The organism is Candidatus Hydrogenedentota bacterium, assembly GCA_018005585.1.
Lineage (GTDB): Bacteria > Hydrogenedentota > Hydrogenedentia > Hydrogenedentales > JAGMZX01 > JAGMZX01.
This window is the reverse complement of record JAGMZX010000016.1, coordinates 24,211-46,786: the sequence shown is the minus strand read 5'-3', so window position 1 is coordinate 46,786 and position 22,576 is coordinate 24,211. Positions and strand designations below refer to the sequence as shown.

Annotated in this window: 16 protein-coding genes; 4 read left to right on the top strand and 12 right to left on the bottom strand. The window is 62.6% G+C overall.

All coding sequences use genetic code 11. The features are described from left to right. Positions 1–56 precede the first annotated feature (56 nt). From lsrF to KA184_04620, 8 genes are all read right to left on the bottom strand, one after another. A complete protein-coding gene (lsrF, locus tag KA184_04655) occupies positions 57–962 on the bottom strand; it encodes a 3-hydroxy-5-phosphonooxypentane-2,4-dione thiolase (GenBank protein MBP8128850.1) in 906 nt (301 codons plus the stop codon). Continuing rightward, complete coding sequence (dhaL, locus tag KA184_04650; GenBank protein ID MBP8128849.1) at positions 955–1,596, bottom strand: dihydroxyacetone kinase subunit L; 642 nt, start codon at positions 1,594–1,596, stop codon at positions 955–957. The genes lsrF and dhaL overlap by 8 nt, the downstream gene beginning before the upstream one ends. A gap of 20 nt (positions 1,597–1,616) precedes the next feature. Next, the gene (locus KA184_04645) at positions 1,617–2,618 is read right to left on the bottom strand and encodes a dihydroxyacetone kinase subunit DhaK (GenBank protein ID MBP8128848.1); all 1,002 of its coding nucleotides are present in this window, start codon (positions 2,616–2,618) and stop codon (positions 1,617–1,619) included. Between the two features lie 46 nt (positions 2,619–2,664). Continuing rightward, a complete protein-coding gene (locus KA184_04640; GenBank protein MBP8128847.1) occupies positions 2,665–3,024 on the bottom strand; it encodes a hypothetical protein in 360 nt (119 codons plus the stop codon). Between the two features lie 115 nt (positions 3,025–3,139). Next, on the bottom strand, positions 3,140–4,708 hold the full coding sequence (locus KA184_04635) for a sulfatase (GenBank protein ID MBP8128846.1): 1,569 nt from the start codon (positions 4,706–4,708) through the stop codon (positions 3,140–3,142). 224 nt (positions 4,709–4,932) lie between these two features. Then, positions 4,933–7,620, bottom strand: coding sequence for a S8/S53 family peptidase (locus KA184_04630; GenBank protein ID MBP8128845.1), 2,688 nt, complete (start codon positions 7,618–7,620; stop codon positions 4,933–4,935). Between the two features lie 207 nt (positions 7,621–7,827). Beyond that, positions 7,828–9,141, bottom strand: coding sequence for an alpha-L-fucosidase (locus KA184_04625; GenBank protein MBP8128844.1), 1,314 nt, complete (start codon positions 9,139–9,141; stop codon positions 7,828–7,830). Between the two features lie 1,223 nt (positions 9,142–10,364). Continuing rightward, positions 10,365–11,228 (bottom strand): SDR family oxidoreductase, encoded by an 864-nt coding sequence (locus KA184_04620; protein ID MBP8128843.1) that lies wholly within the window; start codon positions 11,226–11,228, stop codon positions 10,365–10,367. 209 nt (positions 11,229–11,437) lie between these two features. Here KA184_04620 and KA184_04615 point away from each other — a divergent pair, with 209 nt between their 5' ends. Then, on the top strand, positions 11,438–12,397 hold the full coding sequence (locus tag KA184_04615; protein MBP8128842.1) for a sodium:calcium antiporter: 960 nt from the start codon (positions 11,438–11,440) through the stop codon (positions 12,395–12,397). Between the two features lie 27 nt (positions 12,398–12,424). Here KA184_04615 and KA184_04610 read toward each other — a convergent pair whose 3' ends face one another. From KA184_04610 to KA184_04600, 3 genes are all read right to left on the bottom strand, one after another. Then, entirely contained in the window at positions 12,425–13,144 is a 720-nt protein-coding gene (locus tag KA184_04610; GenBank protein ID MBP8128841.1) for an alpha/beta fold hydrolase, read from the bottom strand. Positions 13,145–13,291: 147 nt separating this feature from the next. Next, positions 13,292–15,295 carry a 5'-nucleotidase C-terminal domain-containing protein gene (locus tag KA184_04605; GenBank protein ID MBP8128840.1) on the bottom strand — a complete coding sequence of 668 codons (2,004 nt, stop codon included), beginning with the start codon at positions 15,293–15,295 and terminating at the stop codon, positions 13,292–13,294. Further along, positions 15,295–16,506 (bottom strand): amidohydrolase family protein, encoded by a 1,212-nt coding sequence (locus KA184_04600; protein MBP8128839.1) that lies wholly within the window; start codon positions 16,504–16,506, stop codon positions 15,295–15,297. Before KA184_04600 ends, KA184_04605 begins: the two co-directional genes overlap by 1 nt. A 357-nt stretch (positions 16,507–16,863) precedes the next feature. On the opposite strand from KA184_04600, the gene KA184_04595 reads away from it, so the two are divergent. The 3 genes from KA184_04595 to KA184_04585 all read left to right on the top strand — a co-directional run bounded on the left by KA184_04595 (position 16,864) and on the right by KA184_04585 (position 20,203). Next, entirely contained in the window at positions 16,864–17,970 is a 1,107-nt protein-coding gene (locus KA184_04595) for an aminoglycoside phosphotransferase family protein (protein MBP8128838.1), read from the top strand. Between the two features lie 161 nt (positions 17,971–18,131). Further along, the gene (locus KA184_04590; GenBank protein ID MBP8128837.1) at positions 18,132–18,860 is read left to right on the top strand and encodes a creatininase family protein; all 729 of its coding nucleotides are present in this window, start codon (positions 18,132–18,134) and stop codon (positions 18,858–18,860) included. Between the two features lie 113 nt (positions 18,861–18,973). Next, a complete protein-coding gene (locus tag KA184_04585) occupies positions 18,974–20,203 on the top strand; it encodes a hypothetical protein (GenBank protein MBP8128836.1) in 1,230 nt (409 codons plus the stop codon). Positions 20,204–20,224: 21 nt separating this feature from the next. On the opposite strand, the gene KA184_04580 is transcribed toward KA184_04585, so the two are convergent. Next, positions 20,225–22,576 (bottom strand): hypothetical protein (locus tag KA184_04580; protein MBP8128835.1); only part of this gene is annotated, 2,352 nt, incomplete at its 5' end.

Genomic DNA, 22,576 nt, shown 5'->3' with positions numbered 1-22,576 from the left:
GATCAGGCTGCCCAGCACCGTTCTTCTGCTGATTTCCATCGTGTCGATTCCTTCTGTTATCGCGTTCGCGAGCGCGATTGTTTCTTCTTCAGGTCATTGTAGAGCTGGAACGCCTTGTCCGGTTTCTCCAGCTCATGCACTACCACTCCCACGGCCTGCGCCATGGCCACGGGGTCTTCCGCACCGAAGATATTGCGGCCCATGTCAACGCCGAGCGCGCCCTGGTCGACTGCCTTGCAGGCCATCTTGAGCGCGTCGAGTTCGGGCAATTTCTTGCCGCCCGCGATGACCACGGGCACCGGGCAGCCCGCGACGACTTCGTCGAAGCCGGGTTCGCAATAATAGGTCTTGACGAAATGCACGCCCAACTCAGCGATGACGCGGCAAGCCAGCCCGAGATAACGGGCGTCGCGCACCATCTCCTTGCCCACGGCGGTGACGCCCAGCGTGGGCAGGCCATAGCGGTTGCCTTCGTTGATGAGGTACGACATGTTGGCCAGCGTTTCTTTTTCGTAGTCCGCGCCGATGCATGCCTGCGTCGTGATCGCCGCCGCGTTGAGCGCCAGCGCTTCCTCGACGGACACGCCGATCACCTCGTTGCTGAGATCCTTGAGCACGGTCGCGCCCGTGCTGCACCGCATGACCACCGGCTTGCGCACTTCGGGGCTGATGCAGGCGCGCAGCGCGCCGCGTGTGCACATGAGGCAATCGACGTGCGGGATGAGCGGGGGCACGACAAGGTCGATCCGTTCGAGCCCGGTCGTCGGTCCCATGATGTAGCCGTGGTCGAACGCAAGCATCACCGTGCGGCCGCTCCGCGGATTGAAGATCTGCGAGAGCCGGTTCTTCATGCCCCAGTAGAGGTGCGCCGACCCTTTCAAATAGAAGCCGGGCGTCTCCATGGGGATGCCGATTCCGAAGTTCTTCTCTTCACCGCCGGAAGATTTGTCTGCATCAGGCATGACTACGTATTCCTTTCGCGAATCCTTGAAACAGCAGGAACACCGACGTCGCGCCGGGGTCCTGCGTCCCGATACTCTTTTCCTTGATGTTTCTCGCGCGGCCAAAACGCGCCTGCATGTCCCTGGTCGCCGCCGCGCCCTGTTCCGCCGCCGCCGCGCCGCTTTCCAGCACTGCCAAGACCCCAGCGCCGGTCGCGGCGGCGCGGTTCATGGCCTCGACCGCCGGAAACAGGGCATCGATCATCGTCTTGTCGCCGGGCTGCGCCTTGGTCTGTGCGCGCACCTTGGCCAGCGCGCCCGCAAAGGCTCCCGCGAGCACGGGCGCGTCCAGCGCTTCCCTGCCGGCGACGCCTTCCGACAGCCCCATGAACAGCGTGCCGAGCAGGGGGCCCGTCGCGCCGCCGTCCACGCCGAGGATCGCCCAGCCGACATCATGCAGCAGCGCGGCCATGTCGCCTGAGGCGGCATCGACGGCCTTTTCCAGGTGACCCATGGCGCGGACCATCGTCGTGCCGTGATCGCCGTCGCCGCCGACCGAATCGAGCTTTGACAGCCATTCATGGTTTTCGCGGATGGCCGCCGCGGCGCCGCGCAGCATTGCCGCGAGACCGTCACGCCGTATGGGTTCCCTCATGGTTCCGTGTTCCCGCGTGCTCAGCCGATTGTCAGCGCCGGGCTACTGCACGGAGCATCCCACAACGCCTTGAGTTCATCGTCGAGCCGTGCCACGCACATCTGGAAACCGCCCATTTCCTGTACGGTGAGGAATTCGCCTACCAGGCAGCGCGCCAGCGTAATCTTCTTATCGTCGAGAATCTGCCGCACCCGGCGCAGGACCAGGTACAGCTCCATCTGCGTGGTTGCCCCGACGCCGTTCAGCATCACGAGCACTTCCTCACCGGCCTTGACCTTGAGGTCGTCCAGCAGCACCGGCAGCATGATGTCCGCCGTCTCGTTGGCCGTCTTGATCGGCTGCGTGCCGCCGCCCGCCTCGCCGTGCTGGCCCATGCCCACGACCATGACCCCCTCGGGAATCTCCGCAATGACGTCACCCGTGCTCGGGTGTGTCGCGCCGCTGATGGCCACGGCCAGCGTGGCCATGTTGCGTTCCATGCGCTCCGCGATGGCGGCGCACTCGTCAAGCGAACGGCCCTGTTCGGCCGCCGCGCCCGCCACCTTGACCACGAGCAGGCAGCCCACGAGCCCGCGGCGGTCGTCCGGATTCTCGCGCGGTCCACCGGAAATATCCTCGTGCGTCAGCACCTGCCGGACCTTCAGGCCTTCTTTCCGCGCCATTTCCATCGAGAGATTCGCGGACATGACATCGCCCGCGTGGTTCAGCACGATAAACAAGACGCCCGCGTCGCGGTTTGCCATGCGCAACGCCTCGACGACGCGCGGCGGGCCGGGCGCGGCGAAAATCTCGCCGGGCACGCTGATATCGAGCATGCCTTCGCCGACAAACCCGCTAAGCGCCGGTTCGTGGCCGCTGCCGCCCAGCGTGACGAGCGCGACCTTGTCTTTGGCTTTGGGCCGGGCCCGCACCACGAGCCGCTCGTTTACGAGCGCCACCTTTCCCGGGTGCGCCAGCGCAAACCCCTCCAGCAGTTCCGGCACCAGGCTGGCCGGTTCATTGATAAACTTCTTCATGGTCATTACTCGACCTCCCTCAGCTATTCGGTCCGCGAGCGCCCGGTGCGCCTCACCGCTTTTCCATGACTTCGATCAGCGCATCGCCGTCCTTGATGAACGCACACCGCAATTCGGCCGTCGCGTCGAACGGCGGCAGAATGACCTCCTGATCTTTCAGAGCTTCGTCGAGCGAATCCACCAGGAACGCGGCGTGAGGCCCCGACTGGAGTTCCGCCGGAAGCGGGCTGTCGGCATCGAACCGCAGGAATTCCACCCGGAACGGATGTTTCTCGGGGTCCGTTATATAGACCTTCCCGCCCTCGAGATAGGTTTCTTCGCCCTTCTTGATTGAGGTGGGCACGCCGAAGTGATGAAATGTGGCTTTGACCATGCGCTGTTCCTCCACGCGGATCGGTTCACCCCGTGCCACGAGCGCGGCGCTCCGTCTGGAACGCTCCCTTCCCGACGCCCGGCACGTCGAGGCATCATAGCGAAGCCACGCCCGAATTTCTACGGCAGACTCGCGCCGCGCCATGGCCGCGCGGTCAGGGGGATGTTCCGGCCGCGGGCGCGAAATCCTCAGGGGGCACTGCGTAGAGAACCTTGAGCTCTTCGAGCTTTTGTTTCATGGCCGTCACGACAGCGGCAAAGGGGGGGTCGTCGTAGACGCTCCGCATTTCCTGAGGGTCCTTTTCCAGGTCGTAGAGTTCCCACAGGCCCTCGTCGTAGTAGTGAATCAACTTGTATCGTTCGGTGCTGACGCCTTCATGCCGTGGAACGTTGTGTTCTCCGGTCTCGTAATAGTGATAGTAGATGGCGTCTCGCCAGCCTTCAGGCCGCTCTTCCCGCAGGAGCGGCAGGAGGCTGCGGCCGTGCAGGTCTGGCGGCGGCGCAAGGCCCGCGGCCTCCAGGAAGGTCGGAGCGAAATCAATGTTCTGTGTCAGCCGTTCGACGCGTGTGCCCGCTTTCACCCTGTCCGGCCAGCGCAAGACCAGGGGCATGGCCAGAGACTCTCGATACATCCACCGTTTGTCGTAGAGACCATGCTCGCCGAGATAGAACCCCTGGTCGGAACAGTAGACGACGATAGTGTTGCTGGCCAAGCGGTTTTCTTCGAGGTACGCCAGCATACGCCCGACGTTATCGTCGACGGAGGCCACGCATCGCAGATAGTCTTTGATGTAGCGCTGGTACTTCCAGCGGATAAGGCCGGCGCCTTCGGGCCGGTTCTTCAGAAAGTCATCTCTTATGGGGCCGTACGCCGCGTCCCAGGCCGCCCGCTGCTCCGGGGTCATCCGCGGCACTTCGTCATTGACCATGTCCCGCCCCAGGGCGTCGGGGATGCCGAGTCCCGGCACCTTCAAGTCATAGTCGTACATGAGATGCCGGGCAATGCTCGCCTCGTTCCGCGCAAGCACGGGCGCGCGGTGCGCATAGTCATCGAACAGCGTCGGCGGTTCGGGAATGGTCACATCGTCGTAGAGCGTCAGGTGGTCAGGGCCAGGCACCCACGTGCGGTGGGGCGCCTTATGCTGGCACATGAGCAGGAAAGGCTCGGCTCGGCCGCGCCGCCGGTCGAGCCACGCCAGCGCCAGGTCCGTGATGATGTCCGTGACATAGCCTTCAATCCGGCGTTTTCCGGCGGGCCCCACGAAATCGGGGTTGTAGTAGTTGCCTTGCCCGATCAAAATGTCGTGATGATTGAAGCCCGTCGGCTCGGATCGCAGGTGCCACTTCCCGATTAGCGACGTGTCGTACCCCGCTTCGTGCAATAACTTCGGGAATGTCGTCTGCGCGCCATCGAAAACGTCCTGGTTGGTGCGTTGGCCGTTGGCGTGGCTGTGCTTGCCCGTAAGCACACTGGCCCGGCTTGGCGCGCATATGGAGTTGCCGCACGAGTTGCGCGCGAAGATCGCGCCTTCGCACGCAATGCGGTCGATATTCGGGGTTTCATTGATGACCGATCCATAGGCGCTGATGGCCTGCTGCGCATGGTCGTCCGTGAGAATGAACAGGATGTTCGGGGGCTGCTCACGGCCGATTGCGGATGCCTGCGCGCTCGCCATGGCCGCCGTTATGACGCCCAGAAAATCTCGCCGGGACAAAGTTGTCATTTTCTCGTTTCCCCAACGGGACGCCGCGCCGGCGTCTCGCGAAACAGATTCTGGCGGCAACGCGATGTCCCGAAACCATACCGCGGCGCCGCCGGCGTGTCTTGAGAGCCTCCCCATCTTGATTTATCCGGCGGGCGCACATCAAAGACTTCCCATGCGCGGCGAACGCTTCATCCGCGGCAAGACGGCCGGGAAGGCCTGCTCCACGCTCTGGCGAACGCGCACTAGTACGCGAACCCCGTGTGCAGCGTATAAGGCATGTTCGTTTGCACCGGCGTCACGCCCGTCACGTCGGTGTCCTGCGGTTCGGGCGTCCGGCAAACCTGGAGCAAGTAGGTCGCCCCCGCCGTCAACGCCGACGTATCCAGGCGTTCGCCAATCTTCATGTCACCCGGGGCGCCGGCCGGGTTGCCGCCATACAGGGCAGTGCCTCCCTGCAGCAGTTCGACATTCGAATCATACAGATTGACGCTTAACCCCTGCGCGAACAGATCGACGTAATCCGCGCCTCTCGGAGGCGCCACAAATGCGATCCAGTCCTCGACCTCGCGAAGGATGACCCTGATGTCCGGGCCAACCGGGTCTATCCACCAGAATGGGTCATTAAGCAAGGTGTCTTCCCAGGGATTCTCGAGACTTGTTGTCCGGATATCGAGCACGTAGCGCGTGTACGCGCTGTAGACCTTCACAACGTATTTCACGCCTACTGACTCGTGGGTGAACGCAAACGTAATTTCCTTTCCTGTTTGCGAATCAAGGACGGACTGCGTGTCCGCGTTCAACAAGTCCGCTCTTACCGGCGTATCTGCGTCGAGGATGTGGATTTCTCTGCCCAAGAGAGCAATGATCTGTGGAATCTCGACCAGGATATAGTCCACATCGCTCCCGTTTTCCTGATGCAAGGTCAGGTCCCAGGAACCCGACGCCTGAAGCAGGCTCTTTGCGGTGGCAAACGTGTTGTTGGCTTCAAACTCGTCCGGCGGCAGGCCGGACTCGCTCTTTTCGAAATCCATGAAGTAATAATGCGGGTTGTAGGCGCTCAACAGCAGCTTGTAATTGCCGGGCGGCACGAGTTCCGCATGGTAATGGTACCCCTCCAGGTGCGAGACTTTTGAAACGCCGCCCAGGAGGGTTTCCGGGGTGTCGCTCAACAGATTGAAGAAGATGAAACCCATGGGCGTCATGTATTCGATGTCGAAATGGAACGAGCCGTAGTCGTTGAGGGAAAAGGAATAGTAGTCCCACTTTGACGGAGTCAGTGTCAGTTCTTCATAGTGCCCCGGGCTCAGGGGCGAGGCTTGACCCTCCGAATTGTTCGGTTCGAAACCGTCCTCGAAGATCTTGTTGTCGGCGGCCATCATGACGGCGCGATAGGCGTCCATATACCCGGTGGGCTGGACCTTCGGGTCGGGCGACTGCAACGCGCCCATCTTGTATGCCGTATTCTGCAGAATGGTCTTGATCTGATCCGCGTTCAGGGAAGGATTTACCCGCTTCATCATCATGACGACGCCCGCCACGAGCGGGCTGGACGCGCTCGTTCCCCCGGCCGTATCCAGGGCGTTGGGCGTATCGCCGTTTGGCATGGCGGGCACGTTCGTGTCCGCCCAGATGTCGACGCTGGCGCCAAAGTTCGAATAGCTGATCGCGTTGTATTTGTAGCTTTCGAGCGCGCCCACACAGATCACGCCGCCGATGCAGCAGGGAATGACATTGTTCGCGTCCACGTCGATGGCGTCGTTTCCGGCCGAAGCCACAATGACCATGCCCGCGTCGTAGGCCTCCTGAAAATGACTGTAAAGGTCGCTGACTTCCTCGTAGTATTCCATGCAATCGTCGTTGCATGGGCCGCCGAAACTCATGTTGACCACGGTCGCGCCCCACGCGATGGCGGTGCGCAGCGCACGGTCCTGCTGGTCGCTGGTGAGCCTGAGCTTGAACAAGTACGGTTGCGACACCTGGCCGCCGGACCCGGCAATGGCTGCACGATTGTCGAGGAAACCGGCCGCGACACTGGCGGTGTTGTTGCCGTGAAACGGGCAAGGGTTGCCGCCCGTACAATTGTTGGGATTGCCCCCGTCGGCGATGTAGTCATCCTGGTGAAAATCATATTGAACAATTGAGGGAGGCAGGTCCGTTCCAATACCGGACGGACTCTGCATCGGTCCGCCCGTGGCGTTCAGCCAGAAGCCGCCGTCCATAATGGCGAGCCCATACCATTGCGGGGCCGCATAGCGGGCCGCTTCCATGAACTGCCATGCCCTGTATATCGAAGACCGGCTTGAACCGGACTCTTCCTTGCCGTGAAAGGCAAAGTAGAACATCGCGTTGTCATAGCCGCCGCCGGAAAGCGGCTGTTCCTGGGTATAGTGGAGCATCTCGTGCCCGATGCAGACGAAATTGGGCTGCACGCGCAGGCCGCGAGCGTACGCGCGCGCCGCGAGCCCAATCAATGCGATGCCATCCTCCGACGAGAAGAGATACTTGCCCCGCATTCCCCTTCGCTGAGCATCGGACGCGAAATCCTCCAGGTCCGGGAATTTCGTGACACGCACGGTATAGCTGGTTGCTCCGAGACCGTCTTTGGGCATCCGGACGCGGTCTTTCAGGATTGCCGGCGGTTCCGGCACGGAATTGTCATAGATGATCGTGCCGCCGTAATCCGCGAGAAACTGGTCCAGTTCCGCCTGGCTTCTGGGGGTGATGACTATTTCATCCGAGACGAAGTCCGTGCGGACGCCCTTCTCGTCCTGATACGCCTCGACGACCGTCGAGCCGCCGTCCGGCGTAGGCACTACCAGGACCGTGGGCATTACGTCGGGCGAGACTTCATACGAGAATTTGTTGGGCTTGCAGGCGGCAAACGAGGCTGCCGCAAGGAGGATGAGGATACTCAAGCGTGCGGGTCTCATAGGCACTCCTTGGCGCTCCTGACCGGCCCCCACCAGACCGGCTTTCCACCGCGGCGCCTTGCATCCAGTGTGTCACAACAGCCGGAAATGTACAAGAGGTTTTTCGGGCACGTCACCGGTCTGACAAGGCGAGATTGGAGCGTGCAAGAGTTGTAACGGGAAGGCCAGGCGCCAAGCGCACGGGTGGCGCGCCCTGTTTCAGGCTGGTCATGCTCCGCCCACGCTGTACGCGGCGAACTTGCGGAGTGAAGCCGGCCCGTTGGATTGGACGCAGCGGAATCGCCACCGGCCCGATTCGACGGGGTCAAAGCGGTCTATTTTCTTGTGGCCGATGGCCGTGCCTCTTATAACCTCCCTCCATTCTCCGCCAATCTGCGCATCGACGGCGTATTCAAGCACACGCTCGCCCCGCGCGATGTCCTCCATGATCACGATGTGATCCACGGGCCGGACTGCCGTAAGGCCCAGTTCGAGAATCGGGCCTTCGCCCGCGGTCGACGCAATCGCCGCGTCGAAACGGCGCTTGATCTCCGCGCCGAATTCCGCCGCGCGGCGCGCGTCTGGTTCCGGGATCAGGCCCGTGGTATCCGGCGTCACGTTCAGCAACAGAACGGCGCCGCGGCCCACGGACCGGTAGTAGATGTCCATGAGCTGCTCGAGTGGTTTGATGGTGTCCTCGTTGCGCGAATTCCAGAACCAGTCGCGCCGCAGCGACACGTCGCACTCGCTCGGCAGCCACACATCGCCGAAGGGCGTACTGTCGGCGGCCGTCGCGCCGCGCTGGGCGGCCTCCCGTGTCGTGCAGTTCCAGGCGGGATACGGCGCGAGGCCGTCCTCATTGCCTACCCAACGGATGGTTGCGTACTCGCCCTGGAAGATCATCGCATTCGGCGCATATTGCCGGAGGATGTCGCCCACCTCGATGACGTTGCTGCCGTCGAACCAGACCTCGAACAGGTCGCCGTAACGCGAGAGCACCTCGGTCAATTGTTGCCGGTAGATCGCGGCGTATTCGGCCTGCTCTTCCGGCGTTGCGCATACGCCGGAAGTCTGCGCGCCGAAGTGGTCGTCCCGGGGGCTTAGATAGACCCCCAGCGGCATGCCGCGCTTCCTGCACGACGCGCTCAGGTCGGCGAGCACATCCCCCTTGCCGCCGCGCCATGCCGTGTTCTTGATGGAATAGTCCGTGGTGCCGGTCTGCCACATGCAGAAGCCTCCGACATGTTTTGCCACGAACACGAGGTACCCGGCGCCCATGCTCTCCGCCACGCTTACCCACTGGTCCGTGTCCAATCGCTCCGGGTTGATTTGATCGAGCGGGGTATCACGCCGGTCGTATTCGGAATCCTGCCACGTATTCGGCGCGAAATGGATGAACATGCCGATTTCAGCGTCGTGCCACGCGACCTGTTCCGGCGTGGGCACCGCGCGCGGCCCGGTCAAATCCTCGGCGCAGGCCGGGCATGCAGCACACGCCAGCGCAATTGCCCATCCTGCCGTTCCTATCGCTCGCTTGTTCATAAGCGGCCCCTTTGCCTGCTGGAGACTCCACACGTGAAGTCATGACACGAAAGAACCGCGACCCTGCCGGCGCATAATCGCGGAGTTCCGGATGTTCCGCATGTCCGTCGCCGCAGTTCCTTCGGCGGCGTGGACGTTGTTTCGGGGCAGGGCTGTGCCATTCGTAGACCCAGGTGTATGTGGTAACGATGCTGTGTTGGGGGTCGCCGAACGGCCTTCCGTCCGCCCAAGCCTCACCGTTTCGCCAGACCAGGCGCAGGCCGTTCTTGAAGATGATGGGGTCCTGTTCGTGAAAGCGGTACGCCGAGAACGTGTTCTTCCGGGCATCGAGGTGCGTAAGACCGGCCATCGGGAAATGATACCTGCCCCGGTTGAAGTAGTACGTGCCGAGAAAGTAGTCCTCGGTACCCGAGGAGAGCAGCAACGGCTCCGCGCCGCCGTTCATATAAGCGCGCATGCACGCTTCCAGGAAATTCAGGTTGCCGCTGCGCACAGACATAGTCACCTGGTATAAAAGGCCCGCTTCGGATGCCTCGCAGAGGTCGAGCATCTCCAGGGGCGCCATCTCGCGGTTCTCGGTCCGGTACAGGCGCAGCCGCGCATCGTCCGGCAGCCGAATGCCACCGACCTCTACGGGCATGTTCTCGACGCCCCGAATAATCCACCAGAACGGCGGGTCCTCCTTGAGGTCGGGGGCCGCTTGCGCGGTTACGCGGATGCTCTTGCCAAAAGGGATCCGGTAGGAGTTGAAGACGCCGCTGGGATGTCCCGTTTTGCCCAGGCGTTCCGTGCCCCAGGGGGCGGCTTCTTCGCCGAAACCAATGCCGTGTCCAAGAAAGAGTTCCATGTCGATGGAAGCCGCCGGTTCCCCGTCCACATAGCAGCGAATGCGCGTGCGGTCCCATCCCGGCCAGTCGCCGCCAAACCACATGTGCGTGAGACAGCCGCGGCCCTCATGGAAAAGCAGTTCGGCTTCTTTCCCGCCCGCCAATACGCGGACTTCCTTTGCGCTTGTGCCAAAAGTGGCCAGGTCGCCGGCGAGAATCGGCTCGGCGAAGCAAGGAATAGCGGACACCATGACCCATGAGAGCGCATTCCTGATCCGGTGCTTCAATACCATCGCTGTATCCTATCGCAAGACGCATTTGCAGGCGCTGCACCCTGGTGGTCCCAGTGTGGCGCTTGTTTCCCGAGGGACTGGCGGCCGCCGCGCATGCGGCAAGCTACAGCCCCATTATCCAGCGCATAATCCGGTCGCGCATGTGGTCCGGGATGAACCGAATCAGCGCCGACTGCATTCGGGCATCCGGGCCCACCGGGTATCTTGTCCTTGGCCGACGTGATTCCAACGCGCGACGGACGGTCCTCGCCACGCGCCCTGGCTCGATGGCCAGCCGTTGGGCCCTCTTTGAGACGGCCTGCACGGATGCGATGGCCCCCGCGTACAACTCCGGGCAAGCCTCGGGCAGCGAAGCCAGCATTTGCTGCATGACGGCGCGCGATTTGTCCCAAATGGGCGTGGCAATGATGCCCGGCTGTACAAGCGCGACCTTGATGCCCCAGGGATGCAGTTCCGCACGCAGCGCATCCCCGATGGCCTCGACGGCATGCTTTGTCGCCGCGTAAGGGCCCAAGAAAGGCTCGCACCAGAATCCCGAAGTGGAACTCATCAGCACTATCCGGCCGTGTCCCGCCCTGATCAAGGGGAGGAAGGCCTGTGTAACTGAAATCAGTCCGAACACGTTAACCCGGAACTGGTGTTCGACAGCGTCGGGCGGCACGAACTCCAGTGGGCCGCCGACAACCACGCCCGCATTGTTCACCAGCCCTTGAAGCCCTTTTTCGCCGGTCGCTTCCGCCACGGATGCGGCAGCCGCTGCGATCGTCTCGGGTTTGGTGACGTCCAGCAGGAGCGGCTTGATGCCCTTGCCGCCTCTTGATTGTACGGTCTCCCCGTCTTGCGTGCTGCGCACACCGGCGAAGACGCGCCATCCCCGTTGTGCGAGTTCCTCGGCGCACGCTGCCCCGATGCCCGTTGACGCCCCGGTGACCACTACGGCACGCGCAAGACTTGCCTTGTCGGGCATGCGTTGCTCCAGAGTTCGCGGCGGCGGACTCGACTCGCCGGGCTTGCTGAGAACTCCCTCACTCCGGCGCATACAGTACCACACTGGCGCGGCCGAAGTCCGCGTCAGGCTGGAGCGTTGTGCTGTTCTTGTCGTACCATGCCGTGAAAGCGAGGGATTGAAATGGCGTCTGCCTGAGATTTCTCCGGCATCTGGCGAAAGGAGGCCCCGTGGCTGTTGCTGTGTTGCTCTTTGTGCTGGGCGTGCTGTTGCTTTGGGGCGGGTCGGAGTTTATCACGCGGAACATCAGTCTCCTGGCGCGTTCTCTTGGCGTCAAGGAACTGGTCATCACGGTTCTGGGCGTGAGCGTGCTGTCCAGTCTGCCGGAATTGACTGTGTCGCTGTTTGCCGTGGCCCGGGGCCAGGACGCCGTCTCCGTTGGCAATGTCATCGGCTCGAATTTCGTCACGCTGACGTTCGTGACCGCGGTTTGCGCGCTGGTCCGGCCCATTGACATTCGTGAAGAGGTGCAGTCTCGGGAGTCCAGTTGGATGATTCTCTCCTCCGCGCTGGTGCTCGTGCTGGCCATGGACGGGCGGCTTGCCCGCTCGGAAGGCATTGTCTTGATGCTCATCTATGTGCCCTACGTGCTGAGTGTGCTCAAGACGGCCCGGCTGGACGCCGAAAGTCCGCCCGCGGGTCCTATGCCTGGCTCGCGAATCAGGACGGCGCTGCTCTGCGGTCTGGGGGTGTTCGGCGTTATTGGCGGGTCGAAGATCGCCCTGGATTCGGGTACGACCCTGGGAACAGCAGCGGGGATTTCGCCTCTGGCCATGGGCGTGCTGCTCTTTGCGTTCGGCACGAGCCTGCCCGAACTCACGATCAGCTTGTCCGCCACGTTCAAGCGCAAGGCGGACGTGACCATAGGCGAAGTCTATGCCTCCAACATATTCACACAGCTTGTCGTTCTGGGGATCTGCTGTCTGGTTCATCCCATGACGGTGGATACGGGCCTGACCTCCTTTGCCATGCCATTTCTGATTCTGGCGGCGGTCGTGATCCAGATCTTTGTCACGACGGGCCGCAAACTGAGTCGTGTCGAGGCCGTGGGACTGCTGGGTTTCTACGCCGTCTTCGCTTACAGTCAGTTTCGTCCCTTGCCGGGTCTCGAGAGCATTCTGGGCTTTTGACGTTTCCGGGCGCACAGGGCAAAGACGTCATTTCTCGCCCGCGTTGGAAATGACGAACGCAAACGCCGCTTTCGTGTCGTCATAATCGGTCGCGTGACCGCCGTCCTCCCGGAAGATCACCAGTGCCGGCCGGCCAAGGGCTTTCAGTCGTTCCGCCAGGCGCAGGGAACTCGCCGCGGGCACCACGGTATCCTTGCCGCCCGCGGTAATCGCAATGGGCATGGTGAAGCGGTCTGCCAGGAATTCCGCGCTGCGTTTCCGATATTCGTCCGGCCGCTCCGCTTTCGTGCCCCCGAACGACGCTGCAATGGCGTCCTGGAACTCGCCGTACTCCACATGGTTGGCAGTTCCATTCAGGCACACGGTTCCGTCGATCAAGTCCGGGTGCAACGCCGTAAAGGTCAATGCAGAACTGCCGCCCATTGACCCGCCGCAGAGAAAGACCCGCCGCACGCGGTAGCGCCGCTTCACCAGTGCGATGATCTGCGCTACATCCGCCTCGGCGGCGGGCCCCATCCACGACGTCTTTGCGCGATAGTCGGGCGCCACGAAGATCATGTCATGCTGGAGGGCCATATCACGGATCCCGCGGCACTCATCCCGCCCTTCGTTCACGAACTGCCACCGGTCCGAGCCGTGGCCGTGCAACGCCACGCACACGTCATGTTCCGCGGACGGTTCCCAGTTGTTGGGAAGGGCAATGACAAACCGCTGCTCGCTTCCGTCGTATTCGGCGGCGAAGGTCATGTCCTCCACATGGGCGTATTCCGCGGCGAAGCAAGACCCCGCAAGGAAAAGTGCCGTGGTTAGACGCAGGACCTTATGACACACGCGTTCCCGCTTTCATGCTCGTGTGAGAGACGCCGCCGCACACAATATGCCGCCGCCTGCCGCTCACGCAATGCCTTTCCTTGCCCGTGTCCGTCTCAACTTCCATAAGAGCAGGCAAATCGAGAGCAACAGCAGCGTCAGCGCGAGTATTATCCAGATGACCAGCGGGAACGCGTGTTTCTGGACAATGCGCGTCCCCGTGCGCGCGTAGTATCCGGGTATCCGGGGAATGCCGTCGCCCGTCTTTGGCTGAGCCAGCGCGTACGCCGTCACGGCCTGCCAGAACTTGAGTTCTTCGCCCTCAATCTTGATAAGGGCTTCGCCCGGCGTGATTTCCTTGCCTTCGCGATCCTTCGGAATGACCTTGTAGAAGGGAAGCATTTTGGCAATTCTCGGGAAGAAGGAGAGGATGTACGAGTCGCAGACGACATGATACAAGGTGTCGTCGCCGCGCGGAATAGGCTCATAGCTGTCGCCGGAACCGGTCTGCGGCCCATTACCGGTGAAGCGCTCGAGTTGGAGCACGGCGCGGAAAGAGGGGATGGGAATGCCGGCGAAAGGTATTTGGAAGAGGACAGTGCGCGCAGGGTCATAGGAGACGCGGCCGCCAGACAGTTGCAGGAAGAAGATGTCCGCGCGCTGCGCGAGATACAAGCTGATTTCGAGGACCCGGTAGAGTTCGTTGCCGGTGAGATAGATGGAGACGAGCGGATAGCCCGGGTTCCCGTCGGGGCCTCTGCCCAGGCCGACCGCCGTCGCCAAATCATAGAAAGAGACTTTGTTCAAAGAAGAGGGCATGGCGCCCGGGCGTACATCATCCCGGATAACGCCATTGCCCTGAATCGCGAAATCCACCTCTTCGCCGGTTCGTTCTTCAACGACCAGACGCATGGCGTCGGTGACGAAACTCCCGAGAATCGATTCTTGCCCGGGTGGTCCTGCTTCCAAGACGAAATCGGAATAGAGCACCGTATCCCGGATATCCGTTACGGCGTTCCTGGTCAGCCGAGTCACGAGCAGGTTTAGCTGTTCCGTGTATCCGGCAATGGTCCTGGCAATGGCGGGGTCCTCTTCGACCGAGTCGTCAATCGGCGCCAGATACGGCTGGCCATGCTCTTCATTTCTGAGCTGCAGCTTGCCGCCGGAACGCGTGCAGGCAAGCTCCAGGACGCCCAGGCGGCCGAGGAAGGGACTGCTTTGCGCAATAATGGTATTGCCCACGCGAATGGGCGTATCAAGCGCCATTGGGTGAAAATGCCCGGTGATCAGGAGATCGATCCCCGGCACCGCGGATGCCACGGCCTCGTCTTCATCGCGCCCGGCGTGCGTAACCCCGATGATGACATCCGCCTTCATCGCTTGCAGGGTTTTCACGGCCGTCGTTGCAGCGGCTATCGGTTCCGAAATATCGATGGGCGTTTTTTCCGCGGCCAGTTTTGCGGCGTTGTCGCCCAATAGCCCGAAAAAGCCCAGACGCAGGCCGTTGTCCAGTTCGAGGATGCGCGTGGCCGCAATGCCGCAAGCGCCCAGGGGGTGCCCCTGTGGAATCACGAGGTTGGATGAGACCAGAGCAGTGGACGCTCCGGCTTCGGGATAGCCCGCAACCCGGTAATACTGCGCCAGCGTTTCCGGCCCGTAATCGAAGTCGTGATTTCCGATCGTGATGACGTCGTAGCCAATCTGCTGCATGATCGAAATCTCGGGCGCTTCCCCGCCCGGTATCAGCCAGAAAAGCGGCGCGCCGCCCAGAATGTCGCCTGCCGAGACGAGCACGACGGGCTCGCCCGCGTCTTTCTTGACCGCGCGAATATCCCCGACCAGCCGCCCGAGTCGCGCGAAACCGCCGGTCGTGGGGTCTTTTTCCCCCGGGATATGGTCCACGAGCGGGGCGGGCAGCACCGCGGAGTGCTCGTCGTTCGTGTGCAGGAGGGTAAAGTAGAGCGGCTGTTCATCGCCGCTGGCGGCCGCGGCAGCAAACAGCATCGTCAATACGGTTGCGGCAACCCATCGCGTGCCCCTTACGACATCCGTCTCTTCGCTTGTTTCGCCGCTGCTTTCGGAAGCCATTACGTCAGTCCCAGCAGCCGCAAGGCGTTGCCGCTGAAGAAGCGTTCCCGCAGTTGGGGGCAGCTTTCCGTTCCCACCAGGCCGCGCGCCACCATGATGGCCAGAGGCATGAACGGCCAATCGGATGCGTACATGATCTTTTCCGTGTCATAACGCTGAAGGATATAAGCGATGTTCGAAGCGGAACGCCCCGAAATGTCCAGCCAGACCCGGTCCTCGTGTTTTCGGGCTACCTCGAGCGTTTCATCCATGAGACGCACACCCGTATGCGCGAAGACGAACCGCAGCTTCGGGAATGCCTGCAATGGCGTCTCGAAAAGCCGGGGTTCGGACTTCTTCTTCATGAATCCCGGCTCCCGGCCCGTGTAGCCGACGTGCGAATAGACAATCAGGTCATGGGCCTCGCACCATTCGAACAGTTGCATCATGTGGGGATTGTCCGGGGCGATCATCTGCATCTCAGGATGATATTTGATGCCCTTGATCCCTGTCTTGCGTTGTGTTTCCAGCCGCTCGAGCTTGTCCGGTCCCCAGGGTTTCGGATAAATGGCCCCGAATGCGATAAAGCGGCTATCCAGTCTTGCGGCCTCCAATGTGTCATGAGCGTGCCGCGCCTGATACGGAATCTCTACGGGCAGCAACACGATATTGCGGTAATTCATCCGGTTCATTTCGAGGCTGAGGTTTGCCGCCGTATTCGTGCGATTGCGCCAAGGCGTACGGACCAGCACCTGGAGGTTCTCGCGCGTTATTGTCGAAGCCTCATCGGGGTTGGGATGGTCCTGCGTGAACAGGACGTCCTGGTCGCGTTCGTAATCGTAGAAATATTGCACGTCGCACGTGTGCGTCATGTCTACGGGCCGCCCGAGCCCGAAGGCCCACCCCAGGTGCGCGTGCGTATCGATGATCGGGCCGGTTCCCGCATCGGCCCGCAGACGCAACTCGCCCGCTTCGTTCTTCTCGAACCAGGGCAGGCGATCCAATTCGGACATGCGGCGTATGCCCAGTTCCTCGATGTGCCGCGGTTTCAGCGGGGCGTCCGGGCATGGCGCGCCCGGGCTTGGCGCCAGCCTGCCAATGCTCTCGGGCAGTTCGGGTTTCCTGCGGCAACTGATATACGTGGCCGAACCGCCGGCGACAACGGCTGCGGCCGCGCCCCATTTCAAGAACGTGCGGCGGCTGCCTTTCTTCGGGCTTTCCGTTTCCATCATGTCCTCTTCCGTCAGACTGCGCAGAATGGCAGATGGCACGAAGATGCGCGAAAGTCGCACATCCCACCGGATGCTAGACACGGGAATCCGGCCCCTGGTTTCGCGTTTCTCCGGCCTCATGCAATGGAGAGACTGGACTGGCGCGCGCGGAAGTCCCATGGCGGGCGCGTCGCGGCGCCGCCGGACTCCGAGACCGCGCATGGTATCCGTGCATGGTATCCGTGTTGAGAATATGGCCGTCTTCGATGTAGCCTACGCCAAGAAACGGAGGAAGACCACAGGGGTGAGACCAGGAACGTTCTCGAAATACGTTGCGGTTCTGGGGTTGCATCGCACAAAGAAAGGAACGCTCTTCCATTGAAAGCCGCTCTTATTGCGCCCAAGTTTGATGTGGCGGGACGCTTGGTCACGGTCGAGCACACGGGGGAGGGCAACGTCAACGACACGTATCTGGCGATCTTCCGCACGACCTTTTCCGAAGAGCGGATCATTCTCCAGCAGATTAACAAACGGGTCTTCTCGCGCCCGGAATACATCATGGAGAACATGCGCGTCGTGACGGAACACGTGCACAAGCGCATTGAAGCGGAAGCCGACACGGCCGACCGCATCTGGCAGCTGCCCCGCGTGATTCCCGCCAAGGACGGCCAGGACTTCATCGTTGACGGCGATGGCGAATACTGGCGCGCTATTACGCTCATTGCCTCCGCGCATTCCTACGAGCAGGTGCAGAGCGTGGAGCATGCCCGCGAGGCCGGGTTCGTGCTCGGGTATTTCCAACGGCTTATCAGCGACCTGGACGTAAACCTGCTTCGCGACACGCTGGTGGGATACCACATCACGCCGGGATACCTGGAAAAGCTTGACCAGTCGCTGCAGACGGCTGAGGGCCAGGTCAGGCTGAAGGCCTCGCTCGACGCACAGCAATGCAACCGGTTCGTGCAAGAGCGCCGCCACTGGTGCGCTGTCCTGGAAGACGCCAAGGCGGCGGGTGAACTCCACCTGCAGCCGGTCCACGGAGACCCGAAAATCTCCAACATTATGATCGACGATGCCACGGGAAAAGGCACGTGCATCGTCGACCTGGACACCGTCAAGCCCGGGTTGATTCACTACGACTTTGGCGACTGCCTGCGCTCCTGCTGCAATCCTATGGGCGAGGAGACGTCCGATTTGAGCCGTGTCCTGTTCGACACGGACCTGTGCGAAGCCATTGTAAAAGGCTATATGGTCCATGCGCGGTCCTTCCTCACCGACAGCGACCGGAGATACCTGTATGACTCCATCCGGCTGATTGCCTTCGAGCTAGGCCTGCGCTTCTTCGCGGACCACATCGCCGGAAACGTGTACTTCAAGACGCGCTATGACGGGCAGAACCTCAACCGGGCGCGGGTCCAGTTCAAGCTCACGGAAAGCATTGAGGCGCGCGAGAAACAGATTCGCAACATCTTGGACAAGGCCTGAACCCGCCGCCCGCGGACATGAGGGAGCAGGGTCGGATGAGCCGGGACGAAGACACTTCACGGCGAGACTTCCTGGGAGCGAGCCTCGCCGCCGCTTCCACGGGCGTGCTTGCCGGCAATTTGGCTGCTGCGGGGGAAGAATCCGGGGAGAAGGCGTCCGCCATGGTGAAAGTCCGTTACGCTGAACTCTTGCCGAACGAGTTTCGTTCCCGCCTTGCCCAATGTCCGGTCGCGTATCTGCCCCTGGGCACCCTGGAATGGCACGGCGAGCACCTGCCCTTGGGTGCGGACGCTATCCAGAGCGAGGAACTCATGGTGCGCTGCGCGCGGCGATTTGGCGGGATTGTCATGCCGCCGATTCACCTTGGCCCGGACCGCGCACGGCCCGCGGATGACGGCACGATGCTGGTAGGCATGGATTATGCCGACTCAACCGTTCCGCCCCGGAAACTGGACGGAAGCTGCTACTGGGTTTCTCAGGGACTGCACCTCCAAATCGTGGACGCCATCCTCGACCAGTTGAAACGCGCCGGGTTCCGCGCGGTGTTCGCCGACGGGCACGGCCCGTCGCGCTGGTCCTGGGTCGCCGCCATTCCCGAACGGGAAGCCCGCTACGGCATGCAACTGCTGGGCGTGACGAAAGGCGTACTGCAGCGGTGGAAAAGCCAGACGGACCATGCCGCGCGCAACGAAACCTCGCTGATGTTGCACTACCGGCCCGACCTGGTGGACCTGTCGCGGCTGCCGGAATCCAGGGACGAAACGCCGCAAGGAGTCGGCGGAGAAGATCCCCGGGAAGCCACGGCGGCCCACGGCGAGGAGTGCGCGGAGGCTTCCATCGAAGTCGTGGGTGAACTGCTCGCCAAGGCGGGACTGATTGGCGGGCATTGAAGAAGGCGGCACCGCCCGTTTCCGCATTCCGGTTGACTGCGGCGTCCGCCGCGCGGCATGCGAAACCGGCACCTGTGGTCCCGGATTTACTTGGAAGACGGAGGGTAATAGCATTGAGTGCGCACAGACTGCTCATGGCCGCGGCACTGCTCGCGCTGGCGCGTGTTTTGCTTGCCCAGGGTTTCGCGGCGTCAAATCCGGACGAACTCCAACCGATGCTCCGCATTGAGTGGCGGCTTGGCCCGGACTATCCGATGGGCATTCAGGACTCCGCGGCCGGATGTGTGGATGGCATGGTCGTGTCGGCGGGCGGTTTCACGCGGCACCCTTTGGATATTTGCAGACAGCATCCCGACGCCTTCGGCGGCGAGGTTTCCGGCTTTACACGTCTGACATTCGCGTTCTGCCCCGAAGACGAATCCGCGGGATGGCGGCGGCTCGCGGACATGCCCGGCCCCGCGCGCCAGGGCGCGGCGGTGGCAGTCGTCAATGGCGCGCTGTACGCGATGGGCGGCATCAACTACGCCGAACCATGCACCTATTCTGACGTGTGCCGGTTGCGGAAAGATGGAGACCGGTGGGTCTGGGAGGAGCTGCCGGATGCGCGGCTGCCGTGGCCGGTGTACGGCAGCGCATGCAGCACGGCTGTGATCGGAAACAAGGTCTACCTGCTTGGCGTGGCCGATTTCTTTCAAGGGCCCGGCGCGGACGGCCCCGATTTCCATTCAGAAGCAGGCCGCAACGGCGACCCCGTCGGCAGCGCGCTGCTTGTGCTGGACACGACCTGCATCGGCGCGGGCTGGAAGCGGCTGGCCGACTGCCCTGGCGTCCCGAAATTCGACTCCGGCGTGGCGGCGGCGGGGGGAAAGATTTACCAGTTGGGCGGCATCTTCGCGCCGTTGGCGAAATCTCCGTACGCATACTACAACGCCGTGGACTGTTGGGAGTACAACCCCGAAAGCGACGGATGGGCGCGCCTGCGCGACTTGCCGCACGGCGCAAACAGGCGCGCGCTGGTCTATGAGGACCGTTACATCCTGCTCATTGCCGGATACAAGTATCCGAAGACTTGGCATCCGGACGGTTCGGTGACCGATGCCCGCACCGCCGAAGAACAATCGCGCGCCTGGGAGTCTTTCTTCGAGAAGACCGTGCTGGTATACGACACCCGGAGCGGCCGCCTCGGCACGGCGGACCCGCTGCTCGAACAGACCTCGATCCCGAGCGCGGGAAGCGTCGGCGACACGTTGTATTGCCTTGGCGGCGAGGGCGGGCCGCGTCTCTTTCATCCCGCGACGCTGCAGATCGGAAAGGTCGTCGAAGTCATCGCGGAATCGGAGTGACCCTGGCCTCAATCCGTGTGTTTACCGATTGCCGCGCGGGCCCCGAAGCACGTCCGTATACGGATGCAGGGCAAACCACCGCTGGCTTCCGGAACCGAGCGAAGTCACGGTGATGAGGCACGGCTGGCCGGGTTGGACCCGTTCGCGAGGCACGCCCAGGTAGAACAGCCCCGCCGTGTCCTCGGAGGTGCTGCGCCGCGGCGCCAGCGCGAGCGTGACGCCGCTGGACGCGTCGCGCCACAGGCCGCGCCCGCGGCACACGTCGAAATGCAGCACGTCTTCACCGTTGACGCTCAGCGCGAAACCGCCAGATTCCGGCTGCGAAATCCAGCCAAGCCCGCCCGCGAACACCAGCGTCACCGCGCCCCCCGGGATGGACGCCGGCATGGGCGCCGTTTCCCATTCGACGGCGTGCCCGGCTTCGGTCTGCCGGACGACCTCGGTGAGGGCGCTTGCCTCGCGGTAGGTGAACCAGGCGCTGCTCTCTCCATCGTTGCGCCGGAGCCGCGCGAAGCCTTCCACGAACGGCGCGCCGAACGGAAGCGCCTCCACGGCGCGTTCGCGCAGGAAGGACTCGGAAAATGCCGCGGCCGGATCAGGAAACGTGGCGGCATATTGAAGGATCGAGGCCGTGAGCCAATCGGCGGCGGGACAGGGCGCCCCGTCGGGCAGGCTCGCGTCCAGGTTCAGGCCGCAGACGATGACGCAGCCCTGGCCCGCGGCGGCCTGGAACAACATCGCCTTGTTGCGGCAGACGCAGGCAACCTCGATGCCGCGCACCAGCACTTCCGGCTGCTCGGGAGCGTCGTTGAGAATATAGCCTTCGCAATCCTCGAGCAGCCGGTACCACCCGGTGTCGCACCAGCCGTCGGGCGCCATGGCGCGCGTCGCTGGGTGATCGTAGACCACCGTGCCCGCGTTATTGTCGCCCTCGTTGCCGAGCCACCAGGCCGTCTTGAACCGCGCCGGCGCCGCGGGCAGGAATTGCACCGGCTTGTACAACAGCAGCGACGCGCCCGCGAGCACGGCCCCGGTCAACTCCGGCGTCAACTGGTTGCTGACGTAGACCGCCGCCGCGGGATACGGCTTCTCCGCCGGCAGCGGCTGCGCGCCGAACATCTGCAGCCACGGCAGTAATTCGGATGAGGCGAAGAGCGGCGCAACCGGTCGCGCCACGCGCGCGGGGAAGACCCACGTGGACCACGCGTTTGAGATGATGCGTTCCGTCGTGGCCAGTTCGGCCCTGACCTCGATGCGCGCGGGTGCGTCGACATCCGGCAATGGCGCCTCGATGCTCGCGAGTTCCACGAGCGCGCCCACCGGGGCGGATGGAACGGCCTGCGAGCCCTGCGCGACCGCGCCGGTTTCCGCCGATACGGTCCATGAGAGTATCGAATCGGTCAACTCGGAAGAGCCGAAGTTCGATACGAGCAGTCTGGATTGAATGCGTTCGCCGCCCCGGCCGGTGGCGTTGAGCCCGTCTTCGAGCAGCACGACGTCATTGTTGAATTGCAGGACGGATGCGCGATCGACGCCGGGCTTCGCCCGGAAATAGGTGTCGATGATCCCGTTCGAGGTGGTCCAGTAATCCTGGAGCAACCACCAGTGGTAACCGGAGATATTGGGGCTCTTCCGCAGTGTTTCGATGTCAATCTTGCGCAGGAGCGTGTAAAGCTTCTCGGAGTTTTCCGCCCAGCGCGGGACTTCGTCGAGCAGGCCCATCCGCGCCACCTTTTCGCGTGCCGCAATGAGCCAGAACGGGATGAAATTGTGCTGGAACAATTCGATCTGGTCGAGGCGGGGGAAGGTGACGTAGTTCCCGGTTTCGTGTGAAATGACCGGCTTCAACGGCGCGGGGCACGCATACATCCGCGGCTTGTCGAGCGGCGTTTGAAACACGTCAAACTGCACGAAGTAGAGGTCCAGCGTGTCGCGGTCGCGCGTGCCATCGATGAACCCTGTCGCCGGCAGGCCGTCGGAGTCGACGACCGGCCGCGTGGTGTCGAGTCCTCTGGCGATACGGTAGAGGTCGGGCGCGATGGGCACGCTGTCGTACATTTCATTACCCATGCACCAGTCCAGAATCGAAGGGTGATTGCGGAACCTGCGAATCGCCGCGGCCCACTCGGTCTTATAGAGTTCGAGCGCGGGCCCCTTCGCCCGGTTGTAGAACTGCTGATACCCAATCGGCAGTTCGGGCGACACGAGCATGCCGAGTTCGTCGCACACGTCGTAATACTCGGGAGGCAGGAAGTGGCTGTGATGCCGGACGTGATTGAAGCCGTATTCCCGCGCTATGGCGATCTTCCTGCGGTAGACCGCCTCGCAGGACGGCGCGGCCATCGTCTCCGGGTAGATGGCGTCGTCGCCGTA

Bases quoted from the DNA above. Each gene is read 5' to 3' on its own strand.
- lsrF (MBP8128850.1), bottom strand. From the start codon at position 962: ATGCCTGATGCAGACAAATCTTCCGGCGGTGAAGAGAAGAACTTCGGA.
- dhaL (MBP8128849.1), bottom strand. From the start codon at position 1,596: ATGAGGGAACCCATACGGCGTGACGGTCTCGCGGCAATGCTGCGCGGC.
- KA184_04645 (MBP8128848.1), bottom strand. From the start codon at position 2,618: ATGACCATGAAGAAGTTTATCAATGAACCGGCCAGCCTGGTGCCGGAA.
- KA184_04635 (MBP8128846.1), bottom strand. From the start codon at position 4,708: ATGACAACTTTGTCCCGGCGAGATTTTCTGGGCGTCATAACGGCGGCC.
- KA184_04630 (MBP8128845.1), bottom strand. From the start codon at position 7,620: ATGAGACCCGCACGCTTGAGTATCCTCATCCTCCTTGCGGCAGCCTCG.
- KA184_04625 (MBP8128844.1), bottom strand. From the start codon at position 9,141: ATGAACAAGCGAGCGATAGGAACGGCAGGATGGGCAATTGCGCTGGCG.
- KA184_04620 (MBP8128843.1), bottom strand. From the start codon at position 11,228: ATGCCCGACAAGGCAAGTCTTGCGCGTGCCGTAGTGGTCACCGGGGCG.
- KA184_04610 (MBP8128841.1), bottom strand. From the start codon at position 13,144: ATGACCTTCGCCGCCGAATACGACGGAAGCGAGCAGCGGTTTGTCATT.
- KA184_04605 (MBP8128840.1), bottom strand. From the start codon at position 15,295: ATGGCTTCCGAAAGCAGCGGCGAAACAAGCGAAGAGACGGATGTCGTA.
- KA184_04600 (MBP8128839.1), bottom strand. From the start codon at position 16,506: ATGATGGAAACGGAAAGCCCGAAGAAAGGCAGCCGCCGCACGTTCTTG.
- KA184_04590 (MBP8128837.1), top strand. From the start codon at position 18,132: ATGGTGAAAGTCCGTTACGCTGAACTCTTGCCGAACGAGTTTCGTTCC.